Raw genomic sequence first — 21,382 nt, 5'->3', positions numbered from 1 at the left:
GGTTTGGGCACCCGCAATCGTCAACCTGCCTGAAACTTGGCCACGACCTCGCGCCAATGGGGCGCACGGCGGTGTTCCACCAGATAGATCCCTTGCCAGGTTCCCAGGACCATCCGCCCGCCTGCGACCGGAATCTGCAGGCTGGTGGGCAGGACCGCCGCCTTGATGTGGGCCGGCATGTCGTCGGGCCCCTCTGCGCGGTGGGTGATCCAGCCCATCGAGGGCGCATCGGCCGGCGGTGCCAGACGGTCAAGCCAGGCCAGCAGATCGCGCTGCACGTCGGGATCGGCATTTTCCTGGATCAGCAGAGAGGCCGAGGTGTGGCGCAGGAACACCGTGACCACGCCCTCTGCCGCAGCGATCTCGCCCAGCCATCCGGCGATGCGATCCGTGATGTCGTGGCAGCCGGGCCCGCCGGTCTGCACGGTCAGGCGCAGCAAGGTCATTCGGCGGCCGCGTCGGGCAGTTCAAGACGTGCGCCGTCGTGGTCCAGCGCAAGCCGCTTTTGCGTGCGCGCACCCAGTTCGCGCAGCATCTCGGCCTGCCGGATCACGTTGCCCGACCCCCGCGTCAGCCGGTCAAGCGCGGTCGCATGGCTTTTCTGCGCCCGCTCCAGCGCGGTGCCGACATCCTCCATCGAGGACACGAATCCATGCAGCTTGTCGTAGAGCTGGCCCGCCCGCGCGGCGATCTGCATGGCGTTCGATTCGCGCCGCTCGACCGTCCAGATATGGTCCACAGTGCGCAGCGTCAGCATCAGGGTCGTGGGCGTGGCCAGGCCCACGCGGTTTTCCATGGCAAAGCGGGCCAGGTCGGGATCGACCCGCAGCGCCTCGGAAAAGGCGCCCTCGATGGGGATGAACATCAGAACGTAATCCACCGTGCCGCCGTGATCGCCCGCATCGTCCAGCGCCTGATAGCCCTTGGCTGCCAGTTGCTGCACATGCCCCCGGACCGAGGCGACATGCCGCCGCAAGGCCGCCTCGCGCAGCGCCAGGTCGTCCGCGTTCACCGCCTCCTCATAGGCATTGAGCGAGACCTTGCTGTCCACCACCAGCAGCTTCTTCTGCGGCATCTTCACGATAACGTCGGGCCGCCAGCGCCGGCCGTCGGCATCGGTGTGGCTGGCCTGGGCGATATAATGCGTACCCGCGATCAGGCCTGAATCCTCAAGGATACGCTCCAGGATCATCTCGCCCCAGGCGCCGCGCTTCTGGCTGTCGCCCTTGAGCGCGCGGGTCAGCGCCACCGCCTCGGCCGAGATCTGCTCGGACCGCTTGTGCAGGTATTCGATCTGTTCCTTCAGCCGGGCGCGTTCCTCGTCCGTGGCCTTGTTGCGGGTCTGAAGCTCGGTCTGAAAGCGGTTGACCTGTTCACGGAACGGCGTCAGCAGGGCGGAAAGCTGCTCGCCATGGGCCTTTTGCATCTCGGCCCCCTGGCTGCGCAGGGTTTCGTTCGCCATAAGCCGGAACTGGCGGGTCATCTCCTCGCGCAATTCGCGCAGGGTGGCGATATCGCGCTCGGCCGTCTCGCTGTCCTGCTGTGCTGCAAGCCGGGTCTCGGCCATCCGCGCGACCTCGGCACGGGCATGGCGTTGCGGTGCAACGCATCCTCGGCCGTCGCGTTCCTCGGCCAGTTCGCCGATGCGCTGCGACAAGGCCTCGGCCCGGGTTTCCAGCCTGCCGGCGATCAGCAACTGGTCGCGCAGGCCGTCCTGATCGGCCTCGATCCGGGCGCGCAGCGCGGCCTCGCGTTCCGCACCGGCCGCCGCGGCCGCAGCGGCAGAACGCCGCGTTCGCCACAGCGCAACAACCGCCGCCAGGAACAGACCCAGGAACAGCATCGAAAGAATCTGCAAATTCCCCGTATCTGTCATCCAAGATTGAAGAATTTGGTCCTGAAGCACCGTCCTGCCCGCCTTTTGTGCCTGCCGGTCCGTTCCGGCTTGCGCCGACTGTTCCCCTTTTGCCCCGAAAATGCAAGACGAACTCCACTTACAACTTTCCCGATCCGGCCATAGCTATTGGCCGGACCCGATCACCAATCAGGAGAGTTCCCATGACCAAGACCGTCGCCCTTCTCGTCGGATCGCTGCGCCAGCAGTCGCTGAACCGCAAGCTTGCGAAGGCGCTCGAGACGCTGGCCGAGGGCCGGCTGACCTTTACCGAGCTGAACATCGGCGCGCTGCCCCACTACAATGACGAGTTGTGGGACAGCCCGCCCGCCCCGGTCCTTGAGTTCAAGGAAACGCTGAAGCAGGCCGACGGGGTGCTGGTGGTCACGCCGGAATACAACCGCACCTATCCCGGCGTCATCAAGAACGCGCTGGACTGGGGCACCCGTCCCTGGGGCGACAACTCCTGGAGCGGCAAGCCCGCGGCCGTCACCGGCACCTCGCCGGGCGCAATCGGCGCCGCGATGGCACAGGGCCATCTGAAAAACGATCTGCTGCATGTCGGCGCGATCGTGATGAGCCAGCCCGAAGCCTATATCCAGTGGAAGGATGACGCCTATGCCGAGGATGGCAGCGTAACCGACGAAAAGACCGCCGAGTTCCTGAAAGGCTTCGTGAACGCGCTGGCCGACTGGATCGAAAAGCACGGCTGAGGCCAACGAAAACCCCCGCCATCCGGCGGGGGTTTTGCTTTCCGGCCTTGGGGATTCAGCCCCCTACTGATCCAGGAACGACCGCAGCTTGCGCGACCGCGAGGGGTGCTTCAGCTTGCGCAGCGCCTTGGCCTCGATCTGGCGGATGCGTTCGCGGGTGACGCTGAACTGCTGGCCGACCTCTTCCAGCGTGTGGTCGGTGTTCATGCCGATGCCGAAGCGCATGCGCAGCACCCGCTCCTCGCGCGGGGTCAGGCTGGCCAGCACGCGGGTGGTGGTTTCCTTGAGGTTTTCCTGAATGGCGCTGTCCAGCGGCAGCACGGCATTCTTGTCCTCGATGAAATCGCCCAGCTGGCTGTCCTCCTCGTCCCCGATCGGGGTTTCGAGGCTGATCGGCTCCTTGGCGATCTTCATCACCTTGCGGACCTTTTCCAGCGGCATCTGCAGCTTTTCGGCCAGTTCTTCCGGGGTGGGTTCGCGGCCGATCTCGTGCAGCATCTGGCGGCCGGTGCGGACCAGCTTGTTGATCGTCTCGATCATGTGGACCGGGATGCGGATCGTGCGGGCTTGGTCGGCGATGGACCGGGTGATCGCCTGGCGAATCCACCAGGTCGCATAGGTCGAGAACTTGTAGCCGCGGCGGTATTCGAACTTGTCCACGGCCTTCATCAGGCCAATATTGCCTTCTTGAATAAGATCAAGGAATTGCAGGCCCCTGTTCGTGTATTTCTTGGCAATCGAGATGACCAGCCGCAGGTTCGCCTCAACCATTTCCTTCTTGGCCTGGCGCGCCTCCTTCTCGCCGCGCTGGACCTGGTTCACGATGCGGCGGAATTCCTCGATGTCGACGCCGACGCGTTGGGAAATCATCGCCATCTCGGCGCGCAGTTCCTCGACCTGGCGGCGCGATTTTTCGAACAGCGCCTGCCAGCCGCGCCCCTTGTTGGCCGACATGCGGTCGATCCAGGTCGGATCCAGCTCGGCCCCGCGATAGGCGTCGATGAACTCGCGCCGGTTGATGCGCGCCGCATCGGCCAGTTTCACCAGCCCGAGTCGATGGTCGCGATCGAGCGGTTGATGCCATAGATCTGGTCGACCAGCGCCTCGATCCGGTTGTTGTGCAGGTGCAACTCGTTGACCAGCCCGACGATGCGCGAGCGCAGGACCTGATAGGCCAGCTCGTCCTTGGCCGAGAAGGTGCCATCCTCGTTCAGCGTGGCGGACATGCGGTTGTCCTGCATGTGCGCCAGTTCCTCGTAGCCCTGGGCAATCGCCTCAAGCGTTTCCAGAACCTTGGGCTTCAGCGAGGCTTCCATCGCAGAGAGCGACAGGTTGTGACCCTCGTCGTCCTCTTCGTCGTCTTCGGTACGGCCGATGGGGTTGCCGTCGGCGTCAAGCTCCTCTTCCTCGCGCGCGGGGGCTGCGGCGGCGGTCTCGCTGCGCGGGGTCTCCTCGGGGACCAGCACGTCCTCGTCCTCGCCCTCGTCGTCCATGGCGCGGCCGAAGGTGGTTTCCAGGTCGATCACGTCGCGCAGCAGGATGTCTTCGTCCAGAAGCTCCTGGCGCCACAGCGTGATAGCACGGAAGGTCAGCGGGCTTTCGCACAGGCCCGCGATCATCGTGTTGCGCCCGGCCTCGATCCGCTTGGCGATGGCGATTTCGCCCTCGCGCGACAGCAGCTCGACCGAACCCATCTCGCGCAGGTACATGCGCACCGGATCGTCCGTGCGGTCCAGCTTTTCGGTTTCGGTGGTGGCCAGCGCCACCTCGCGCGACCCCGAGCCCGTGGTCGCGACCTCGCCCGCGCTTTCAGAATCCTCGGCCTCTTCGTCGTTCTCGACGACCCGGATGTCCATCTCGGAAAGCATGGACATCACATCCTCGATCTGGTCCGAACTGACCTGTTCGGGCGGCAGGACGGCGTTCAGCTGGTCATAGGTGATAAAGCCACGCTCGCGCCCCTCGGCGATCATGCGCTTGACCGCCGCCTGGCTCATGTCCAGCGAATGATCCTCGTCCTTGCTGTCGGGCTTCTGGTCGTCGTCGTTGGCTGCCATGCTGGCTCCCTTGAAGCGGTGATTCGCGAATCGGCGAATCGGGATCGGCTGTCGGGCGGTTCTATCCGAATCAGAGGCGGATTCAAAGGCCGCCCCGGTCCCGGCCCGGCGGTTCGTCAAAACATCCCCGGCGAGTAATTCGCAGAGGATGTCAGCGGCGCGGCTTGCGCCAGATCTCGTTCTCGACGGCAGCGCGAAGCTGCGCCGCCAATGCCTCGCGGTCCTCGCCGAAATCCGACAGGTCCGAAAGCGGGGATGGTCCGCCTGCTGGCGGGCGCGCGCCGATTGCGCGACGCGCCAGGTCAGACCCTCGTCCGCCAGTCCCTCGATCTCGGCCTCGGCGCGGGCGATTTCCTCGCGCGCGATGCGACGCGATTCGATGCGGTCCAGCGCATTGACCAGAACCTCGGCCGCGGCATCCCCGTCCTGCGGGCGCAGGATCGCCGGAGCCGCCCTGACATGGGGCTCGGCCATGATGCTTTCAAGGGCGCGCTGGCCCGCCTGCGACTGGGTTCCGGCCAGCAGGTCATGGATCAGTTGCGCCCGGTCGGGGTCGGCCGGCTCCAGCCGTTCCAGACGGGGCTCGACCGGGCCGATCAGGGCGGGATGGGTGGCGCAGATCGCCAGGATCATCGCCTCGATCAGCTCCTCGGCCTCGCGCTCGCCGGCATCGGGCGAGGACAGGCGCGAGGCCCGGGTCGGGGCCGCCGGCGCCACCGGCAGCGGCGCCGCCCCGCGCATGCCGCGTGGCTGCCAGGCCGGGCGGGAGGGCTGGGCAGTCTCGCGGCGGCGATGGCCGAACAGCTCCCATTTCAGGGATTTCAGCGCGGCGAAATAATGGTCGCGGGTATCCTTGTCGGGGATCCTGGCGATGGCATCCCCCAGCGCCTTGTCCAGCGCCGCCTTGCGTTCCGGGCTGTCAAAGACCCGGCCCTCGGTCTCGCGCCGCCAGAGCAGGTCGACCAGGGGACGCGATTCCTCCAGCACGGCCGACATGGCGCCTGCGCCTTTGGCGCGGATCAGGTCGTCGGGATCCTGGCCCTGGGGCAGAAAGGCGAAACGCAGCGCCTGCCCCGGCGCGGTCATCGGCAGCGCCAGGTCGATCAGCCGCAGCGCCGCGCGCAGGCCCGCGGTGTCGCCGTCCAGCGCGATCGCCGGCCGGGCGAGACGCGCCACATCAGCCGCAACTGGTCTTCGGTGATGGCGGTGCCCAGGGGGGCCACGGCGCCCTCGAACCCGGCCCGGACCAGAGCGATCACGTCCATATAGCCTTCGGCCACGATCAGCGGCTTGCCCTTGGCCACCGCCGCCCGCGCGGGCCCGAGGTTGTAAAGGTTGCGCCCCTTGTCGAACAGCGGCGTTTCGGGCGAGTTCAGGTACTTGGCCCGCGCGTTCGGATCCAGCGAGCGGCCGCCGAAGGCGATGCAGCGCCCGCGCGCATCGCGGATCGGGAACATGATCCGGCCGCGGAACCGATCGAAGGGCGCGCCGCCGTCGTCGGGCTTGGCGCAAAGCCCGGCCTCGACTATCAGCGCCTCGGCGATGCCCTTGCTGCGCAGGGCGTTGAACAGCCCCTGCCGCTGGTCGGGGGCATAGCCGATGCCGAACTGCTCGCAAGCCGCCGGGTCAAGGCCGCGCCGCGCCAGATAGGCGCGCGCCTGTTCGGCCGCGCCCATGCCCAGCTGCATCCTGAACCAGCGCACGGCCTGCTCCATCACCTCGACCAGTTCGGTGCGGCGGTCGGCGCGCTGGACCTGGCGCGGGTCGCGTTCGGGCATCTGCAGGCCCGCCTCCGAGGCCAGCAGCTCGACCGCCTCGATGAAACCCAGGCCCTCGGCCTCGCGCAGGAAGGTCAGTGCGTCGCCCTTGGCGTGACAGCCGAAGCAGTAATAGAACCCCTTCTGGTCATCGACATGAAAGGACGCGGTCTTTTCGCCATGGAAGGGGCATGGCGCCCACCAGTCGCCCTTGGCCTGGTTCGAGCGGCGCAGGTCCCAGACCACCTTGCGCCCGATCACGCGCGACAGAGGCACGCGGGCGCGGATTTCGTCGAGGAACTGGGGCGGCAGGCTCATGCGCCCTTATATCGGATGGCGGGCCCGGGTTGCAAAGGGGATCGTGGGCACGGCCCGCCCCATCTTGCCCCCGGCCGCGCGCTGGGCCTATTGTCGCGGCGGTTCTGGCACGGAGAGGCGAATGGCGCGGCGGTCTATCCCCGGTATCCTGGCGAGCGCTGGCGCTGGCCGGATGCGGCGACGCGGTGGGCGATTACCCGGCGCTGATGCCGACCGACCAGCTGCTGGCCGAACCCGCCCTGCCCGCCCACGCGGCCGAGGCGCGACGATCCCGCCCCTGCCGGCGATGCGCTGGCGTCGCGCGCCGATGCCCTGTCCCGGCGCGGCGGCGGCGCACCCGGCGCGACGGACGACCTGGCCCGGCGCGCCAACGCCTGCGCGCCCGGGCCGAGGCGCTGTCGCGCCGCTCGCTGGACGACTGCCCCGACGGCGCGGGGACCTGCGACGCCGACACCGACACCGACCCGACCGAAAGTCCCTGACATGCCCGTCATCACCTGCATCGACGACCTCAAGACGCTCTATCGCCGCCGTGTGCCGCGCATGTTCTATGACTATGCCGAAAGCGGCAGCTATACCGAAAGCACGTTTCGCGAGAATTCGACCGATTTCGCCCGCATCAAGCTGCGCCAGAAGGTGGCCGTGGACATGTCCGGGCGCTCGACCGCCAGCACGATGATCGGCCAGCCGGTGACCATGCCGGTGGCGCTGGCCCCGGTCGGCATGACCGGCATGCAGGCCCCCGACGGTGAGATCAAGGCCGCCCGCGCCGCCCGCGACTTCGGCGTGCCCTTTACCCTGTCCACCATGTCGATCTGTTCGATCGAGGACGTGGCCGAGGCGACCCAGGCGCCGTTCTGGTTCCAGCTTTACGTCATGCGCGACCAGGATTTCCTGGAAGCGATCATCGAGCGCGCCCGGCGGGCCAACTGCTCGGCCCTGGTGCTGACGCTGGACCTGCAGATCCTGGGCCAGCGCCACAAGGACCTGAAGAACGGCCTGTCCGCCCCGCCCCGGCTGACCCTGCCGGTCCTGATGGACATGGCGACGAAATGGCGCTGGGGCATGGGGATGCTGCGCACCAGGCGACGCTTTTTCGGCAATATCGTGGGCCATGCCAAGGGCGTGGGCGACCCCTCCTCGCTGATCGACTGGACGGCGGAGCAGTTCGACCCGCAACTCGACTGGAAAAAGATCGCCCGGGTGCGCGACCTGTGGGGCGGCAAGCTGATCCTCAAGGGCATCAACGACCCCGAGGACGCCCGCATCGCCGCCGATTTCGGCGCCGACGCGATCATCGTGTCGAACCACGGCGGGCGCCAGCTGGACGGCGCCGCCATTCCATCCGCATGCTGCCCGAGATCGTCGAGGCGGTCGGCGACCGGATCGAGGTGCATCTGGACAGCGGCATCCGCTCGGGGCAGGACGTGCTCAAGGCCCTGGCGATGGGCGCCCACGCGACCCATATCGGCCGCGCCTTCATCTATGGCCTGGGCGCCATGGGCGAGGCGGGGGTCGAGCGCGCGCTTGCACATCATCCGCGCCGAACTGGCCGGGACCATGGCGCTGTGCGGCGAACGGGACGTGACCCGGCTGGGGCGGCACAACCTGATGATCCCGCGGGACTTCCTGGATCCCTGGCTTTAGCCGCCGTGGGGCCGGCGAGCCGCCCGGCCGCGCAGCCGGCCCGACGCCGCGCCATAGGACAGCGCCGCCAGCACCGGCACGCCGACGCCCATCAGCATCAAGCCGGGCAGGCTGTGGATGCCCAGCACGTCGGCCAGGCGAAAGGCCCAGACGTGCAGGAAATAGATCGTGGCCGAGATCAGCCCCAGATCGACCGGCTGCGGCGGCATCTCGACCTGCAGGCACAGAAGGAACAGGGCCGGCACCGCGACATAGCCGGCAAACGGGATCTCGATCATCACGTCCAGGCCCAGCCGCGACTGCACCAGCCAGGCCTCGACTCCCATCAGGACAAGCCCCGCCAGCGTGACCGGCAACAGCAGGCGCGCCGAGGGCAGCGGCCGCGCACCGGGCGCCTTGATCCGGCTGTGGATCAGATAGCCGATGGCCAGAAAGGGAAAGCACAGGAACAGCCCGTTGCGATAGCGCTGCTCGCGGCGATCTGGTCACGCCGAACAGATCGGCATATTCAAGCGCCAGCCCGGCCACGGCACACAGAGCGGCCGGCACCGCGACGAACCACGGCGCATAGCACTCGGATAATTAAATCCATATTCAGAGCTTCATTCCCTTCACCAGCCCGGCGATATGCTGCTCAAGATAGTCCTGCATGGTAAAGAACCCCATTCTTTAGCAGGGTCGTCGTCAGCGACCAAAGGCTATGGACCTGCCCCTTCCAGATCGGCAGATAGGCCACCATCCAGAACAGATACAGCGCCATGACCCGCCACAGCCAGCGGACGGTCCGGCCGCGTTCGACCGCGGTGTGAAGGAAGTAGCCCGCGATGATGCAAAACAGCGGCACCACCGTGCGCAACAAGCCGTTGCCCAGCACAAAGACCGGCGGGCTCAGGTGCGTCTGCAACCAGTTGGTATGGGCAAGGACAACAATGACAGCCAGAAACGTTTTAACATAGTCCAAAGAATGAATGCGTCGCACCGCGCAACTCCGATCGAATGACGGAAGGCTTGACGCATCCTCGACCGGGCTGGCAAGAAATTTCCTATGAGGTCTCGCAGATTTTTTCCCGCTTTCCTTTTCGGGCCGCAGGCGCTATAGGCCCGGCTTCGGCCATGCACCCTTGGAGGATGGCCGCAAACCGCTAACAAAGGAATACCATCATGGCCAAAGAGATCCCTGATCTGGTGGCCGAGGCACGCGCGGGGACAGGCAAGGGGGCCGCCCGCCAAGCTCGCCGCGAAGGCAAGGTGCCCGGCATCGTTTATGGCGACGGGAAAGACCCGCAGCCGATCCAGATCGAATTCAACTCGCTGCTGACCAAGCTGCGCGCCGGTCGCTTCATGTCCACGCTGTGGAACCTGAAGGTCGAAGGCCAGGATGACGTCCGCGTCGTCTGCCGCGGCGTCCAGCGCGATGTGGTCAAGGACCTGCCGACGCACATCGACTTCATGCGCCTGCACCGCAACACGCGCGTGAACCTGTTCATCCACGTGAACTTCGAAAACCACGACGACGCCCCCGGCCTCAAGCGCGGCGGCACCCTGGTCGTCGTGCGTCCCGAAGTCGAGCTGGTCGTGACCGCCTCGGACATCCCCGAGCAGATCACCGTGGACCTGACCGGCAAGCAGATCGGCGACACCATCCACATCAGCGATGTGGCCCTGCCCGCCGGCGTCAAGCCGACCATCGACCGCGACTTCGTGATCGCCAACATCGCCGCGCCCTCGGGCCTGCGTTCGGAAGACAACGCCGAAGCCGCCGAAGGCGAAGCGGCCGAAGCCTGATTTCGGCCTCCGGCTGAACCGGATCGGGCGGCATCCCCTGCGGGTGCCGCCCTTTCTCATGGCGCGGCGGAATGCTATGACGCGCGCCGGACGCGAAAGGAATACCATGGAACCGATCCACATCATCGGTGCCGGCCTTGCCGGTTCGGAAGCCGCCTGGCAGATCGCCCGCGCCGGCGTGCCGGTGGTCCTGCACGAGATGCGCCCGGCCGTCGAAACCTTCGCCCATCGCACCGGCGACTGCGCGGAAATGGTCTGCTCGAACAGCTTCCGTTCGGACGACGACCGCATGAACGCCGTGGGCCAGCTGCATTGGGAAATGCGCGCGGCGGGCGGGCTGATCATGGAGATGGCCGACCGCCACCGCCTGCCGGCGGGCGGCGCCCTGGCCGTGGACCGCGACGCCTTTTCCGCCGCCGTGACCCAAGCGCTGCGCGACCATCCTCTGGTCAGCTTCGCGCCGGGGGAAGTGACCGAACTGCCCGCCGATGGCCGCTGGATCGTCGCCACCGGCCCGCTGACCTCGGCCGCGCTCGGCCAGTCGATCCTGCAGGCGACGGGCGAAGGCGCGCTGGCCTTTTTCGACGCCATTGCCCCCATCGTCCACGCCGACACCATCGACATGTCGGTCTGCTGGCGCCAAAGCCGCTATGACAAGGGCGAGACCGAGGAAGAGCGCACCGCCTATATCAACTGCCCGATGACGCGCGAGGATTACGACGGCTTCATCGACGCGCTGCTGGCGGCGGAGAAGACCGAGTTCCACGAGGGCGAAACGGCCGGCTATTTCGACGGCTGCCTGCCGATCGAGGTCATGGCCGAGCGCGGGCGCGAGACTCTGCGCCATGGCCCCATGAAGCCGGTCGGCCTGACCAATGCCCACAACCCGGCCGAAAAGCCCTATGCCGTGGTCCAGCTGCGGCGCGACAATGCGCTCGGCACGCTCTATAATATCGTGGGCTTCCAGACCAAGATGAAATATGGCGCGCAAGTTGATGTTTTCCGCCGTATTCCCGGTTTGCAGAACGCCAGATTCGCGCGGCTGGGCGGGATCCACCGGAACACCTTCCTGAATGCCCCCCGGCTGATCGACGACCGGCTGCGGCTGCGCGCGCGCCCGAACCTGCGCTTCGCCGGCCAGGTCACGGGGGTCGAGGGCTATGTCGAATCCGCCGCCATGGGCCTGCTCGCCGGCCGCATGGCCGCCGCCGAGGCGCTGGGACGCGACTTGGCCCCGCCGCCGCCCACCACCTCGATGGGGGCGCTGGTCAACCACATCACCGGCGGCGCCGATGCCAGGACCTTTCAGCCGATGAACGTGAACTTCGGCCTCTACCCGCCGCTGGACGAGATGCGCGGCGGCCGCAAGGGGCGCAAGGACCGCTATCCGGCCTATACCGATCGCGCCAAGGCGGATTTCCAGGCATGGCTGACGACGCAGTAACCCGCTTCGCCCCGTCGCCCACGGGGCCGCTGCACCTGGGTCATGCCTATGCCGCGCTGGTGGCCGCCAACCTCGCCGCCCCGGACCGCTTCCTGCTGCGGATCGGGACATCGACCAAAGCCGCTGCCGCCCGGAATCGAGGCGATGATCGCCGAGGACCTGCACTGGCTGGGCCTCGGCTGGCCGCTGCCGGTGATGCGCCAGTCCGACCGCCTGCCGGCCTATCGGGCGGCGCTGGACCGGCTGACGGCGCTGGGGCTGACCTATCCCTGCCAGTGCCGCCGCGCCGATATCCGCGCAGCGCTTTCGCCCCACAGGAAGGCGCGCCGGTGATCGGGCCCGACGGCCCGGTCTATCCCGGCACCTGCCGCCACCGCAGCATGGCCGAGGCCGGGCCCGGGGACGCGATCCGCCTGAACGCGGCGGCGGCGCTGGCGCATCTGAACCTTGGGGAGATCGCTTTCGAGGATGAGATCAAGCCGGCCCGGCATCCTCGCAGCAGCTACCACGAACCCGATACCTGGCTGTTCGGCGGCATTTTCCGTGTGCTGGCGCGGCGCGAGGACCGCTATGAGGTTGAGCTGACGGATAGCGGGTTGAGCTTCATCGGACGCCTGAAGCTCATTTCCGCCTACCGGGAGCGCGCGACCCGCGTGAATTTCGAGCCCGCTATCATCACCACCGCCTGATCCGGGACGCGGCCGGCAAGCGCCTTGCCAAGCGCGACGACGCGCGCGCCCTGCGGCTTTACCGGGCCGAGGGCGCGACGCCCGCCGACATCCGCAGGATGCTAGGCCTCTGACGGCTCCATGATGACCACCTCGGCGCCGTCGCGAATGGCCGTGTAAAAGCAGGACCGCCGGTTGGTGTGGCAGGCCGGGCCGGTCTGCTCGACCAGGGCCAGCAGGCAGTCGCGGTCGCAATCGACCCGCAGTTCCACCAGCGTCTGCGCATGACCCGAGCTTTCGCCCTTGACCCAGAACGCCTGGCGCGAGCGTGACCAATAAGTCACACGCCCCGTCTTGAGCGTGCGCGCCACGGCATCCGCGTTCATCCACGCGACCATCAGGACCTCGCCCGACCGATGATCCTGCGCGACGGCGGGAATCAGGCCCTGAGCGTCATATTTCAGGCTGGCGGGGTCGAACATCGGCTTTCCTTTCCGCGGTGCGATGCCTATCTAATCCCGGCGCAGCCCAAGGGAAAGACCATGTCCGACAGCGACCTGATGCAGCTTTATTCCCAGCGGATCCTGGCGCTGGCCTCGGACATTCCGCATCTTGGCAAGCTGGCCGCGCCGACCGGCAGCGCGCACAAGCGGTCGCCGCAATGCGGATCGTCGGTCACCGCGCATGTCGCGATGCAGGACGGCCGCATCGCCGATTTCGCGCAAGAGGTTCGCGCTTGCGCCCTGGGCCAGGCCTCGGCCGGGGTGCTGGGGGGCGCCGTCGTGGGACGGTCACGGGACGAGATCGCCGCTGCCCGCGACCAGCTTGTGGCCATGCTGAAATCGGGCGGCCCGGCACCCGGCGCCCCCTTCGAGGCGCTGGAGACGCTGCTGCCTGCGCGCGAATTCCCGAACCGCCATGCCTCGATCCTGCTCGCGTGGGATGCGACGCTGGGCGCGATCGACGCCTCGGCGTCCTGACCCCCGATCTTGCACAAAAGAAAACCGGCCCCAAAGGGCCGGCAAGTTGCGCGCATCCGGTTCACGGGAACGATCCGGGCAGCCCAAGGCAAGGCTGCGAGCGCGGGGCAGGAACAGGGAAGGTCGGGAAGGATCAGGCCACCATCGCCACAGGCATGACGGATGGCAGGGAAAACACCAGCACCGCCGTGACGGAGATGGCAATGACGCCCAGCAAGTCGGAGAGAGTGTCGCGATTCATGTCGGTTCTCCACGGTTGTTTATGCTTTGTTCTCACCGAATCACGGAAAAGTAAAGAACTTTGTGAGAACATCCATAGAACATGGTCTTTGGCGGTGCGGTGAATCCCACCTCTTCCAGCGACTTGCGCTGTCAGCCTGCCGCGATCAGCCGGATGGCGCGGTCCTGCTCCATCAGCCACAGCAGCAATCGGACCGCGGGGGCGCGTTCCCCGGTCATCGCCGGGTCGCGGTCCAGGAAGGCCTGCGCGTCCCTGCGCGCCAGCGCCATCAGCCCGGCCTGTCGTTCCAGGTCGGCGATGCGAAAGCGCGGCAGGCCCGATTGCGCCGTGCCGATCACGTCGCCCGCGCCCCGCATCTCAAGATCCTCCTGCGCGATGCGAAATCCGTCCTCGGTTTCGCGCAGGATGGACAGGCGGCGGCGGCCGGTTTCGCGTAGCGGTTCCTGATACATCAACAGGCAGCTTGACGCACCCGAGCCGCGGCCGACCCGGCCGCGCAGTTGGTGAAGCTGGGCAAGACCAAAGCTTTCGGCCCGCTCGATCACCATGATGGTGGCCTCGGGCACGTCCACGCCGACCTCGATCACCGTCGTCGCGACCAGGATGCCCGCGCGGCCAGAGGCAAAATCCGCCATGGCGGCGTCGCGCTCTTCGGGCGGCATCTGGCCGTGGACCAGCCGCACGGCATCGCCGAACCGCGCGCGCAGCATCTTGAAGCGCGCCTCGGCGGCGGTCAGGTCCACGGCCTCGCTTTCCTCGACCAGGGGACAGACCCAATAGGCCCGGGCACCCTGATCCAGCGCCCGCGCCAGATGGTCCACCACCTCCGCGAGGCGCGAGGCGGCGATCACCGTGGTCCTGATCGGCTGTCGTCCCGGCGGTTTTTCGTCCAGCACCGACAGATCCATGTCGCCGAACTGCGCCAGCGCCAGGGAACGCGGGATCGGCGTCGCCGTCATCACCAGCATGTCGGGCGGCAGGCCGTTGCCCTTGCTGCCCAGTTCCATCCGCTGGTTCACGCCAAAGCGGTGCTGTTCGTCGATGATGGCCAGCCGCAGGTCGTGGAAGGCGACGGTTTTCTGAAACACCGCATGGGTACCGACCAGGATGTCGATGCGCCCCTCGGCCAGGTCGGTCAGGATGTTGGCGCGCGCGTCGCCCTTGTCCCGCCCGGTCAGCGCCTCGAGCCGGATCCCCGCAAGCCGCGCCAGCGGCTCAAGCGCGCGGAAATGCTGGCGCGCCAGGATCTCGGTCGGGGCCATCAGGACGCCCTGCCCGCCCGCCTCGACCGCGTTGAGCAGCGCAAGGAACGCGACCAGAGTCTTGCCCGCGCCCACGTCGCCCTGCAGCAGCCGGTTCATTCGGCGGGGCGCGGCCATGTCGGCGGCGATCTCGGCGACGGCCCGGTCCTGCGCGCCGGTCGGGGGCCAGGGCAGGCCCGCCAGAACCCGTGCCCGCAGCCGCCCGTCGCCCTGCGTCACGATCCCCGGCAGGCGGCGACGGTCCCGGCGCAGCAGCGCGAGTGTCAGCTGATGGGCGAAAAGCTCGTCATAAGCCAGCCGCACCCGGGCCGGATCGGTCGGGGCAAGGTTCGCCATGCCCTGCGGCGCATGGGCCTGCGCCAAGGCCTGGTGCCAGCCCGGCCAGCCCTCGCGCGCGACGACCGACGGGTCGATCCACTCCCCCACCTCGGGCAGGCGCGTCAGGGCGGCGCGCACGGCCTTTTGCGCCACGCCCTGGGTCAGCCGGCCCGAAAGCGGATAGACCGGCTCGAAATCCGGGGGCGGGTCCGAGGCTTCAGGGCCGATATGGTCGGGATGGACCATCTGCGCCATGCCGTCGAACAGTTCCAGCCTGCCCGAGATCAGGCGCCGGGCGCCCGCCGGCAGCTGCTTTTCGATCCAGTCGCGATGCGCATGGAAGAACACCAGTTGCAGGTCCGACACGCCGTCCGACACGAACACCCGCCAGGGCCTGCCCTTGGCCGGAGGCGGGCCCACACGCTCGACCCGGACGACCAGCGTCACGATCTCGGGCGGGCGGGCCTCGGCCAGCCGGGCGATGCGGCGGCGGCGTATGCCGGAATGGGGCAGCGTCAGGATCAGGTCGCGCGGGCGCGTCACGCCCATCTGGGCAAAGGCCTCGGCCGCCTTGGGCCCGACCCCCGGCAGGGTCTCGATCTCCGCGAACAGCGGAAACAGGGCGGGCGGGCGACCTGCGCCGGCGTGCGTCACCCCCTTGCCAGCGCCAGCCATTCGTCCTCGTCGATGACGGTGATGCCCAGTTCGGCCGCCTTCCTGGCCTTGGACCCGGCCCCGGGCCCTGCGATCAGCAGGTCCGTCTTGGCCGAAACCGAGCCCGCGACATGGGCGCCAAGCGCCTCGGCCCGGGCCTTGGCCTCGGCCCGAGTCATCTTTTCAAGGGTGCCGGTAAACACCAGGGTCTTGCCGGTGATGGCGCTGTCAGTGGCCCGCGCCTCGGGCGGAATGACGGTCAGGAAAGCCAGCAGGCGGTCGATGGCCGCGCGCTCCTTCGGGTTGGCGAAGGCGTCGGAGAGCGACATCGCGAGTGTCGGTCCGATGCCGTTGGCAGAGATCAGATCGTCCCAGGCAGAGGCGGCATCCGGCGGGACCGCGTTCGCGTCAAGCGCCGCGGCCCGCGCTTCGCTGAGCGGGCGCGCCGGCCCTCGGCGGCGGCGACAACCCGCTCGGCGGCGGCTGCGACATCCGCTGCGCGATGGGCCAGGGCCGCCGGACGGGCACGGTCCAGCCCCTGCACCAGCGCATCCCAGGACCGGAAATGCCGGGACAGGTCGGCGGCCGCCACCTCGCCCACATGGCGGATGCCCAGCCCGAACAGCAGCCGCGCCATCGGGATCTCGCGCTTGCGGCGGATCGCCTGGAACAGGCTGGCCGCGCTTTTCTCGCCCCATCCCTTGATCGCGGAAAGCGGTGTCTGCGACAGGCGCCGCAAGGCCGTCTCATGGCTTGAATTGGAAAGCTGCAGCTTTTCGACGCCCAGCGAGACCAGCAGATCGTCGTCCACCTCGGGTCGCGCGTCGGAAAGCAGCTTTGCGCCCTCGGCATCGCGCTCGGCCAGGGTGAAGATATCCGCCGGCTCGGCGATCCACCCCAGGCGATGGAACAGTTCGATCTGCTTGGCCCCCAGCCCCTCGATGTCGAAGGCGGGACGCGAGACGAAATGGCGCAGCTTTTCAACCGCCTGCGCCGGGCAGATCAAACCGCCCGTGCAGCGCCGGACCGAGTCGCCCTCTTCCCGGATCGCGGGAGAGCCGCAGTCGGGGCAGCTGTCGGGAAAGGCATAGGGTTGCGCGTCGGGCGGACGGCGCGACAGGTCCACGTCGGCCACCTTGGGGATCACGTCGCCCGCGCGATAGACCTCGACCCAATCGCCGACGCGGATATCCTTGCCGCCCCGGATCTCGCGCCCGTCGGCGCCGCGGCCGGCGATGTAATCCTCGTTGTGCAGCGTGGCGTTCGAGACGACGACGCCGCCCACCGTCACCGGGGTCAGCCGCGCGACCGGGCTCAGCGCGCCGGTGCGGCCGACCTGGATGTCGATCGCTTCCAGCCGCGTCCAGGCGCGTTCGGCGGGGAACTTGTGGGCCAGCGCCCAGCGGGGCGTGGTCGAGCGCATCCCCAGCCGCGCCTGCCATGCCAGGTCGTTGACCTTGTAGACCACCCCGTCGATGTCATAGCCCAAGGTCGCGCGCATCTGTTCGACCCGCGCCCAAAGCGCCAGCATGTCCGCGACCGTCGGGCACAGCGCCATCAGCGGATTGGTCTGAAACCCCATCCCGCCCAGGCGCTGCACGGCGTCCCATTGCGTTTCGGCCAGAGGCGCGCTGAGTTCGCCCCAGGCGTAGGCGAAAAAGCGCAGCGGACGCGAGGCCGTCACCGCAGGGTCGAGCTGGCGCAGCGACCCCGCCGCGGCGTTGCGCGGGTTGGCAAAGACGCGGCCGGTTCCGGCCTGGTTCAGCGCCTGGAAATCCTCGTGCGTCATGTAGACTTCGCCGCGAACCTCAAGCACGTCGGGAATGTCCTTGCCCCGCAGCGTCTGGGGAATGTCGGCGATGGTGCGGGCATTCGCGGTCACGTTCTCGCCCACCGCGCCGTCGCCCCGTGTCGAGGCCAGCACCAGCGCGCCCGCCTCGTAACGCAGGGACAGCGACAGCCCGTCGATCTTGGGCTCGCCCGTGAAGGCAAGGGGATGATCGGCGCCGAGATTCAGGAAGGATCGCACACGCTGGACGAAGGCGCGCACGTCGGCCTCGTCGAAGGCGTTTTCCAGCGACAGCATCGGCAGCGCGTGACGCACCTTGCCGAAGCGGCTGTCCGGCGCCGCGCCGACCTGGCCCGTCGGGCTGTCGCGGCTGGCGAGTTCGGGAAAGCGCGCCTCGATCTCGGCCAGCCGGCGCTTCCTGGCATCGTAATCCGCATCGCTGATGAAGGGTGCGTCATCGGCGTGATAAGCGGTGTTGGCGCGCTGCAATTCATCGACCAGCGCGGCAACCTCATCCGCGGCCGCGGCCGGGTCTAGGGTTTCGACCGCCGGCAGTTCCCCCGGCGCGGGCTGCCCCTGGATATCGTCTTGCGCCACCCCTGCCTCCAGTCTCTCGGCCCTGGCAGGGCCCCTCGTCAGGGTCATGGTGATAGCGGCCCGGGCGCCGCCTTGTCCAGCATCCAAAGGCGGAGTGCTGTGGACAGGGGGGGCGGGCGATCCTGTCGCGGGCGATCAGACCTGGTCCTGCCGCTGGCGATTGCGGCGGCGCCAATCGGGCCGAGGCGCCGCCGCTCTGCCCGCGTCAGGCGCGAAGCGCCATGCGTTCCGCCGCCAGCCCTTCGGCGACCGGGTCGCGCAGGACATAGCCCCTGCCCCACACCGTCTCGATATGGCTTTCGCCGTCAGCGACGCGCCAACCGACGATCTTTCGGGCGAAGACGTCGATGACAAAGGCGACATACACCATGCCCTGCCAGCTGGAGACATAGGTGAAATCGCTGACCCACAGCTGGTTCGGCATATCGGCGACGAAGACAAAGAGGGGGTGAACGGTGAATCTTGAAACGTCCCGCAGCAAGGTCGCGAGCGCCTTGAAGCACCCAATCATCTAACTGGACGGGTCCGAATCTTCCGAATCTTCGTCCACCTCGACTTCCGGACGGTCTAGCCCAGACGCTTCCTCTTGGTGCCACTTCCCATCAGAATCCTGGTATTCGATTGTTTCTGATGGGCCGGGCATCTCCTGCCGCGCAGCGGCGTCGTTTGCCGCAGCAACTGCAAGGTCCTTGGTGGGGTAAGTCTCTGAAAAGACGTCGTCGAGTTTGTACGCCCACCCGCCATCATGCTCTACGATCTCGTAAACGATTTTCGTCATGCTCCACCTGCATTGTTGATGGCACTACAAACCTTCCTGCTGGGAATAGTTCCGCTATGCCGCCGTCCGCTACTTACAAGGCGCGCGTTGCCCCACCATTCAGGACAGGCGCCGCCGCTTCACGGTAACTGTCCCAACAATTTCGAGGGAGAACCCAAGATTTGGCTGGGGGCGTGGCCAGCTCCAGGATTATATACCTGTATCGCAATCTGGAGTTGCAAGGTGACGATGGTCGAAGACCCTCCCCCAGCCCACTGCCTCATAGGAACGGACGGAGGTTTGGCATGAAAGGGGCGCCCGCCAGGTGGTCATGGCATCATTCTTCCCGCGGGGCCGGGGACTTCGCCTTGATAAGATCAGGGCTCTTCCCCGCCTATGAGGCCGGGCCGCTGCTTGATCGCCGCGCCGACCGCCTTGCCCGCCTCGAACGCGCTCTTGCCGTCCTCGACCACCTCGATGATCTGGCGCTCCTTGGCTGGGTCCAGCGTATAGGGCCGCGGGATGCCGCCGCCGAACCCGCCTCGCTGCTGGGCGATGATCAGGCCCCAGATCGGCGTGAGCTTGAGCAGGAAGGCCTGCACCTCGGGAACGGCATAGCCGGTCAGCATCGCGATCAGGCCCACCAGGGGACCGCCGTCGGCGTCGGACAAGCCCGAGAACAGCATGTCGCCCAAGGTCAGCAGGATCGGGAAGATGCCCAGCCAGAAGCTGCGCGTCTTGAGGATGAAGATCGGGACGATGGTCTTGATGCTGTCCATGCTCATTGCTCCATTTCGGATAGGATGGTGTCGATCGCGCGTGCATGAGCGCGGAACCTGTCCAGCGCGGCCTGCGAGCCGTTGCCCCAGATGCCGTCGATTTTCATGCTGTAGAGGCCGAGCGCCGCGAGTTCGCGCTGCAGGCGAGCCTTGGCGCTTTCCCGCGGAGCGCCCGTGACCGGCTTCTCGAACAGGGCACGTTCCTTGGCTCGGCGCTTACGCAGCCCTTCGAGCGGTTTGCCTTTGTCGTAGATCCAGCGTGTCGAACTCGGAGGCTGGATCGGCGCCGGCGTTCAGCTTGCGCAGCAGCGTCGGTCCGCCACCTGCGCGCGGCCGAGGTTGAACACGAAGCTGACCAGCGCCGAGAACTGGTTCTCGTTCAGCGGCACCTTGACCAGGGCCAGCACATCCTTCTCAGCCCCGGCCACGTCCCGCCGCAGGATCTCCTCGGCTTCGGCCGCGGTGATGGTCATGCCCTTGACCACCTTCGGCGCGCCGGCCGCGCTGGTATGGCCGTAGCCGATGGTCAGGACATTGCCCGTGTCGTAATAGGCTTTCGTCCGCAGACCCTCGCAATCCTTGATGATCTGCAAGCCGGCGTCATTGATCTGCATGGTGCCTCCAAAGAAAAAGGCCCGCGCGAGGCGGGCGAATGCGGGGTTGATGCGGGGGAGCTGGGAGGGCAGAACGCGCCCATGAAAGCGACGCGTGACGAACAGACATTCACCCTGACGGGGCGGGACTGGTCGGAGGTCTTGATTTAGGTTTCGAAATCTGGCGTTTTACCGGCGGTCGGCGCGATGAATCACCCGATGGCGCGCCCTACTACGATGCGGCGGTTGACGGCGCTCGAGGGGATCATGGACGGCGATCGACCAGCCTGCCTACCGGTGCTGCCGATCCTTGATGATGTGGCCGAGCGTCTCCATGCGCTCGAGGCGGGCCTCCATGTGCTCGAGCTGGTCTCCGATGTCGCGCACGTCGCGGCCGATGTTGCGCGTCTCCTCGAGGATCATCGGGATCAGCTTGGCCTTTTCGTCGACCGCCTGGATGGGCGAGGCGTGCTGGGGCGCCGGCGGGCGCTTCCAGTGATAGACGATGGCGAAGATCAGGCTCAGAAGAAGAAGGGTGCCCAGCAGACCGAACTCGCGCAGAGACTGGAGGGTCAGGTGTTCAATGGGCGGCATAGACACGCTCCCAGCGGAGACGGGACGCGGCCCGGAACTCGGCCAGGACGAACGCAGGATAGAAGGCCAGGGTCGCGGGCGGGGCTTGCAGCGATCCGGTGAAATACTCGATCCAGGCGTTATAGGAGAGCGCCCCGAACAGCAGGCAGGACACCAGGAGGCCGACGCGCGCATGGCGGGCGTTCTGTGATGATAGCCGTTGATGTAGAGCCCAGGCCGCGACCAGAGCGACAACCCCGACGAGCCCCGCCAGCACCATCTCGGAGAGCCCGTAATACGCCAGCTGCGCATAGGTGCGCAGGCCGAGCGTGTCGCCCGGCAGGTAGAGCACCAGCGCGAACAGCGCCAGCACCTTGGTCATGTGGTATTCGATCCCGCGCCCTTCCCGGTCCATGACCGAGAAGAACGAAAAGACCGGCAAGAGGATGTTCATGACGACGATCCCTTTTGTGTCCCAGCGCACAGACGCGCGCCGCCGCACGGCGTATCTAGCGGCATGGTCTGTTTGATGGCCGGGCGGTCTGTGGTGGGGCTG

16 protein-coding genes and 6 pseudogenes are annotated in these 21,382 nt (G+C 67.3%); 7 read left to right on the top strand and 15 right to left on the bottom strand.

Features of this window, described 5'->3' with window-relative positions; all coding sequences use genetic code 11:
* Positions 1–20: 20 nt before the first annotated feature.
* Entirely contained in the window at positions 21–446 is a 426-nt protein-coding gene (locus DPM13_RS17025; protein WP_112888471.1) for a secondary thiamine-phosphate synthase enzyme YjbQ, read from the bottom strand.
* Entirely contained in the window at positions 443–1,858 is a 1,416-nt protein-coding gene (gene rmuC / locus DPM13_RS17020) for a DNA recombination protein RmuC (RefSeq protein ID WP_223252125.1), read from the bottom strand. Before rmuC ends, DPM13_RS17025 begins: the two co-directional genes overlap by 4 nt.
* Before the next feature lie 200 nt (positions 1,859–2,058).
* On the opposite strand from rmuC, the gene DPM13_RS17015 reads away from it, so the two are divergent.
* Positions 2,059–2,607 (top strand): NADPH-dependent FMN reductase, encoded by a 549-nt coding sequence (locus DPM13_RS17015; protein WP_112888469.1) that lies wholly within the window; start codon positions 2,059–2,061, stop codon positions 2,605–2,607.
* Between the two features lie 63 nt (positions 2,608–2,670).
* On the opposite strand, the pseudogene rpoD reads toward DPM13_RS17015, so the two are convergent.
* Positions 2,671–4,664: pseudogene (rpoD, locus tag DPM13_RS17010) on the bottom strand (RNA polymerase sigma factor RpoD).
* Between the two features lie 151 nt (positions 4,665–4,815).
* Positions 4,816–6,739: pseudogene (gene dnaG, locus DPM13_RS17005) on the bottom strand (DNA primase).
* 185 nt (positions 6,740–6,924) lie between these two features.
* On the opposite strand from dnaG, the gene DPM13_RS17000 reads away from it, so the two are divergent.
* Both DPM13_RS17000 and DPM13_RS16995 read left to right on the top strand, forming a co-directional pair.
* On the top strand, positions 6,925–7,221 hold the full coding sequence (locus DPM13_RS17000; RefSeq protein WP_223252124.1) for a hypothetical protein: 297 nt from the start codon (positions 6,925–6,927) through the stop codon (positions 7,219–7,221).
* A 1-nt stretch (position 7,222) separates the two neighbouring features.
* Positions 7,223–8,211 (top strand): annotated as a pseudogene (locus DPM13_RS16995) (alpha-hydroxy acid oxidase); the annotation flags it as partial.
* Positions 8,212–8,382: 171 nt separating this feature from the next.
* Here the strand turns inward: DPM13_RS16995 and DPM13_RS16990 are convergent.
* Both DPM13_RS16990 and DPM13_RS16985 read right to left on the bottom strand, forming a co-directional pair.
* Positions 8,383–8,742, bottom strand: coding sequence for a hypothetical protein (locus DPM13_RS16990; RefSeq protein ID WP_112888468.1), 360 nt, complete (start codon positions 8,740–8,742; stop codon positions 8,383–8,385).
* Between the two features lie 278 nt (positions 8,743–9,020).
* Positions 9,021–9,365 (bottom strand): acyltransferase family protein, encoded by a 345-nt coding sequence (locus DPM13_RS16985; protein ID WP_145963451.1) that lies wholly within the window; start codon positions 9,363–9,365, stop codon positions 9,021–9,023.
* A gap of 182 nt (positions 9,366–9,547) precedes the next feature.
* Between DPM13_RS16985 and DPM13_RS16980 the strand changes: the two genes are divergently transcribed.
* From DPM13_RS16980 to DPM13_RS27440, 3 genes and pseudogenes are all read left to right on the top strand, one after another.
* Positions 9,548–10,171, top strand: coding sequence for a 50S ribosomal protein L25/general stress protein Ctc (locus DPM13_RS16980; RefSeq protein ID WP_028721048.1), 624 nt, complete (start codon positions 9,548–9,550; stop codon positions 10,169–10,171).
* Positions 10,172–10,277: 106 nt separating this feature from the next.
* Entirely contained in the window at positions 10,278–11,615 is a 1,338-nt protein-coding gene (trmFO, locus tag DPM13_RS16975; protein ID WP_112888806.1) for a methylenetetrahydrofolate--tRNA-(uracil(54)-C(5))-methyltransferase (FADH(2)-oxidizing) TrmFO, read from the top strand.
* Positions 11,597–12,417: pseudogene (locus DPM13_RS27440) on the top strand (glutamate--tRNA ligase family protein). Before trmFO ends, DPM13_RS27440 begins: the two are co-directional and overlap by 19 nt.
* On the opposite strand, the gene hisI reads toward DPM13_RS27440, so the two are convergent.
* Entirely contained in the window at positions 12,406–12,765 is a 360-nt protein-coding gene (gene hisI / locus DPM13_RS16960) for a phosphoribosyl-AMP cyclohydrolase (RefSeq protein ID WP_028721045.1), read from the bottom strand. The pseudogene DPM13_RS27440 and the gene hisI overlap by 12 nt on opposite strands.
* Before the next feature lie 60 nt (positions 12,766–12,825).
* On the opposite strand from hisI, the gene DPM13_RS16955 reads away from it, so the two are divergent.
* A complete protein-coding gene (locus DPM13_RS16955) occupies positions 12,826–13,263 on the top strand; it encodes an iron-sulfur cluster assembly scaffold protein (protein ID WP_028721044.1) in 438 nt (145 codons plus the stop codon).
* 372 nt (positions 13,264–13,635) lie between these two features.
* Here DPM13_RS16955 and recG read toward each other — a convergent pair whose 3' ends face one another.
* From recG to DPM13_RS21470, 8 genes and pseudogenes are all read right to left on the bottom strand, one after another.
* The gene (gene recG / locus DPM13_RS16950; RefSeq protein WP_223252123.1) at positions 13,636–15,738 is read right to left on the bottom strand and encodes an ATP-dependent DNA helicase RecG; all 2,103 of its coding nucleotides are present in this window, start codon (positions 15,736–15,738) and stop codon (positions 13,636–13,638) included.
* Positions 15,735–18,172 (bottom strand): annotated as a pseudogene (gene ligA / locus DPM13_RS16940) (NAD-dependent DNA ligase LigA). Before ligA ends, recG begins: the two are co-directional and overlap by 4 nt.
* A 259-nt stretch (positions 18,173–18,431) precedes the next feature.
* Positions 18,432–18,560: pseudogene (locus DPM13_RS21475) on the bottom strand (DDE-type integrase/transposase/recombinase); the annotation flags it as partial.
* A gap of 75 nt (positions 18,561–18,635) precedes the next feature.
* The gene (locus DPM13_RS16930) at positions 18,636–18,902 is read right to left on the bottom strand and encodes a DUF2188 domain-containing protein (protein WP_112888463.1); all 267 of its coding nucleotides are present in this window, start codon (positions 18,900–18,902) and stop codon (positions 18,636–18,638) included.
* A 356-nt stretch (positions 18,903–19,258) separates the two neighbouring features.
* Positions 19,259–19,660, bottom strand: a complete 402-nt coding sequence (locus DPM13_RS16925; protein ID WP_112888462.1) for a hypothetical protein — start codon at positions 19,658–19,660, stop codon at positions 19,259–19,261.
* Between the two features lie 293 nt (positions 19,661–19,953).
* Complete coding sequence (locus tag DPM13_RS16920) at positions 19,954–20,274, bottom strand: lysozyme (protein ID WP_112888461.1); 321 nt, start codon at positions 20,272–20,274, stop codon at positions 19,954–19,956.
* A 270-nt stretch (positions 20,275–20,544) separates the two neighbouring features.
* A complete protein-coding gene (locus DPM13_RS16915) occupies positions 20,545–20,847 on the bottom strand; it encodes a hypothetical protein (RefSeq protein WP_112888460.1) in 303 nt (100 codons plus the stop codon).
* A complete protein-coding gene (locus DPM13_RS21470) occupies positions 20,834–21,280 on the bottom strand; it encodes a hypothetical protein (RefSeq protein WP_189654760.1) in 447 nt (148 codons plus the stop codon). Before DPM13_RS21470 ends, DPM13_RS16915 begins: the two co-directional genes overlap by 14 nt.
* Positions 21,281–21,382: the final 102 nt, after the last annotated feature.

Source organism: Paracoccus mutanolyticus (assembly GCF_003285265.1).
Lineage (GTDB): Bacteria > Pseudomonadota > Alphaproteobacteria > Rhodobacterales > Rhodobacteraceae > Paracoccus > Paracoccus yeei.
This window is presented reverse-complemented; position numbering and strand designations above follow the sequence as displayed.